This is a genomic window from Wolbachia endosymbiont of Pentalonia nigronervosa (assembly GCF_014534705.1).
Lineage (GTDB): Bacteria > Pseudomonadota > Alphaproteobacteria > Rickettsiales > Anaplasmataceae > Wolbachia.
Map to the genome: position 1 here is coordinate 1 of NZ_JACVWV010000085.1, position 3,984 is coordinate 3,984.

Sequence of the window (3,984 nt, forward strand, 5' to 3'; positions counted from 1 at the left end):
TAACGCTAGCAAGCTTCTATTTTGAAAGAAGTATATATCACTAATTCTTCCTGTGATTAAAGTTCCAAGGATTCCACCCAAGTCATATACACCTGTTATTAGTGAGGATTGTACAAGAGAAATTTGTAATTTATCCTTTAAAATTATAGGAAACCAAAAGAAGATTCCCATTTTTATAATATAAGCACAAAAAGTAGCACCACATAGAAACCATATGGAACTTGTCATCTTGATATCTATTTGAGATTTCTGTACCTTATAATAGGTGGTAAAGTTGGTATTTTCTTTGCAATATGCTTTTAATATTATATAAATTCCAAAAAGTAAGCATAAGAGACCAGAGTACAAAAATGCACTTTTTGCACCATACATCTTAATTATGCTTGGTAACACAACTAAAGTAATACAAGAACCAAGTTGCTGAGATGCGCTCATAACTCCCCATAATGATGCAATTGAAGAGATGCTAGAGTTTGTAACCATAAACTTGGTAATAGCTGGCCAACCGATCCCTTGTGCCCAAGCTAATAATATTAATGTTGATAGTAACAAGGTTAGATTATTATATGACAAAACTATACCAATGGTTAATAACCCTGTTACAACATTGCATAGCCCAAACATAAATAATGGATTATTTTTGAAGTCCATGACTATTCCATTAACAAACTTTGATACTCCATAAAAAAAAGAAAAGCAGGCAAAAAAATAGCTTAATTTTACATGGTTTGTGTGTCCAGCGTCTGTTAACAGTGGTAGAGCAATTGGTATACTTTGTCTTGATAAATAAAGTAACACATACCCAAAGAAGAATAGTAAATATTGAAAGAAGATGTGGTTCATTCCTGTTCTCCAACAGCTATTTAGTTATAGCAAGTAACACCATAATTATAATAGTGGTATAATATGGTTTTATGAGAAACTTGCAAGTAATTAGTGCATAGAATTATGGGTGTTTAGTATTTCCTTTATCGCAAAAAGAGTAGCATCAATATCATCATAGCTTATATCTCTATGCGTTATAACTCTGATTCTACTTCTTATATTAGCAACTCTAATTCCATAATTCGTTATCAGCGCTTCTATTAATTTCTGCACAGATGTATCACCACTACATAATGAAAAATAAGCTATATTAGTTTTATATAGATCATTATCTATTAAGACTTGATCTATAGAGCTTAGACCTTCTATAAGATACTGCATTTTTTTATGATCTTCTATCAAAGAATTCACGTTGTTATTGAGAGCATACAAACATGCAGCTGAAATAATGCCGGCCTGATGCATACCTCCACCAATTTGAAATTTATAGTACCAAGCTTTTTCAATAAAATCTTCACTTCCTGCCAATACTGCACCCATTGGAGCACCTAATCCTTTACTGAAATCAATGAACACCGAATCAAAATAACTTGCATACTCCTTTGGTGATATTTTAGTATGAGCACAAGCATTGAATAGCCTTGCTCCATCTAAATGAGTAAATACATCGTTTTTTTTGCAGAGACTTGAGATCTCTTGAATATATTCCAAAGGCCACACAGCTCCACCACCAAAATTCGTTGTTTGTTCGATAGAAACAAGCCCAACTCTTGGAACATTTCTTAAACTAGGACGGGTAATACACTCAACAATTTGCTCTCCAGTAAATATTCCTCTCGTCCCTTTTATAGGCAAAGGAGTGGCATGTGCCTGAGCTGCAATCAAGCCAGATTGTACTATTAGCGGATGTGAAGTTTCATCAAGTAGCAAGTAATCACCTGGTCTTTGAATATGCACTTTATAAGCAATTACGTTGCACATCGTTCCTGAAATCAAAAATATTCCTGCTGGTTTACCTAGTATTTTACATGTGGTTGCTATTAATTCGTTCACAACTGGATCTTCACATGCAGCTTCGTTTCCAACTTTTGCTTTAGCCATTACTTCCCTCATTTTAGCTGAAGGGTCTGTGTTTGAATCGCTAAAAAAATCTATTTTTACTCTCATACTAAATTTAATATAACCTCCTTTATAATTTCAGTAGCTCTTATGATGTCTGTTTCCTCTATGCCAAGGTGGATAACTGCTCTTATATGAGACTCGAGCCAAGGAAAGAGTAGTAAACCATAAGCTTGACACTTGCTCAAAAAAATCTCATTAGTTATGCTTAGCTCTTTTATACTAAAGCTTACTATGTTAGTTTCCGGATAAGGCAGTATCAGTTTTATATATGGAATTTTTTTTATTCTATCTGCAAACAATGTAGCAAGCTTATTGTCTTCTTTAAGCCTAGAAATATTATTCTGTAATACATACTTTGCTGCATTAGCACAATACCCTATTTGATGATAACCACTACCTAGCCAAACCTGTAGCTTTTTAGCCTTTTCAATTATCTCTCTTCTACCCATAAGTATTGAACCAAAAGGAGCTCCAAGTCCTTTGGTAAAAGAAAAGCTCATTGTATCCACATACTTAGCATAATCTGCTAAAGCAATATTTGTTTCAACATGAGCATTAAATATTCTTGCACCATCTAAATGAAGATTTATATTGTAAGTTTTTAGAAAGTGATATAATTCGACTTGTTTCTCAAAAGGATAAATTTTACCATTAAACCCGTTGATACTATTCTCTATAGAAACTAGGCTCACCTGAGCAAAAATTTTATACCTTGGCTTAGAATTAATAGCATATTCTACTTCATCAACATCTAAGATTCCACTACTATTTCTAATACAGTTGAACACTATATTATTTACTTTTGCATTGCCAGCACTATCAAAAAAATTAACATGATAGTTATAATGAGTTATTAGTTCATCACCAGGACTTGTTTGACTGGCAATAGCTAACCTATTTGCAAGCATACCGCTGGTTAAGAATAATGCTTCTTCTACTTTGAATAATTGTTTACAATATTCCGATAAGTCATTACAGCTTTTGTCTTCACCATAAGCATAATCTCCAACGGTTGCATTGCTTATTGCATGTATAACATTGGAGCTTTGTAAAGTTGTAGTGTCACTTCTAAGGTCAATAATTTTTTCCATCTTTTTTATCATTTAAATAGCCAACTTGAGCATCCCAAAATTCTTTGTAAAGACCTTGCCTAGAAACTAGTTCAGTGTGTTTTCCATCTTGGACAATTTTTCCTTTATCAAATACCAGAATTCGGTCCATGTGTAAAAGTGTAGAAATACGGTGTGCTATAATAATGGCAGTTTTATTTTCCATTAACTTGAATAAACTCGTTTGAATTGTCTTCTCTGTTAAGGAATCCAACTGACTAGTTGGCTCATCGAGAAGTAATATCTGAGCGTTTTTTAAAAATGCTCTTGCTATGATTATTCTTTGTCTTTCTCCCCCAGATAACTTTATGCCTTTTTCTCCAACTATAGTTTCATATTGATTTGGTAGAGTCATAACGAAATCGTGAATACCAGCCAACTTGGCAGCTCTCATTATTTCTTCGATAGTAGATTGAAGTTTACCGTACATAATATTTACTAAAATAGTATCATGAAATAACAATGGATCTTGAGGTATTACAGATATTTGTTGCCTCAAAGAACTCTGTGTAATTTCTGATACTACTTGATTATCAATCTGTATATTACCTTTTTTGACGTCAAATAGCCTTAGGATTAGATTTATAAAAGTAGATTTACCACCTCCAGAATAACCAACCAGACCTACCTTTTCACAAGGATTAATAGTAACTGAAAAATCTTGAAATAATGACTCCTGACCTTCATAAGAAAAAGAAATGTTATTAAACGTTATTCTTCCGCTTAATAAATTTAATTCCTTAGCACTTTTCTTGTCTTGAATTTCAGGTACAGTAGTTAAGATTGGTAATGCATCTAAAACTTTGCCAAGGTGAGCAGAAAATTGGGTAAGATTTCTAGTTAAGTGGTTAAGAAACTCGACAATGGATATATTAATTCCAAGTACAAGAGCTATATCTCCTATTGCAACCTTATTTAATTGATAATC

4 protein-coding genes are annotated in these 3,984 nt (G+C 32.9%); all 4 read right to left on the bottom strand.

Translation table 11 applies throughout. The features are described from left to right. On the bottom strand, positions 1-843 hold an 843-nt coding region (locus IC220_RS06335; protein WP_223158801.1), incomplete at its 3' end, for an MFS transporter. Between the two features lie 90 nt (positions 844-933). Continuing rightward, entirely contained in the window at positions 934-1,992 is a 1,059-nt protein-coding gene (locus tag IC220_RS06340; protein ID WP_188153636.1) for a threonine aldolase family protein, read from the bottom strand. Further along, positions 1,989-3,038 carry a threonine aldolase family protein gene (locus IC220_RS06345; protein WP_188153637.1) on the bottom strand — a complete coding sequence of 350 codons (1,050 nt, stop codon included), beginning with the start codon at positions 3,036-3,038 and terminating at the stop codon, positions 1,989-1,991. The genes IC220_RS06340 and IC220_RS06345 overlap by 4 nt, the downstream gene beginning before the upstream one ends. Then, on the bottom strand, positions 3,022-3,984 hold a 963-nt coding region (locus IC220_RS06350), incomplete at its 5' end, for an ABC transporter ATP-binding protein (RefSeq protein ID WP_188153638.1). The genes IC220_RS06345 and IC220_RS06350, both read right to left, overlap by 17 nt.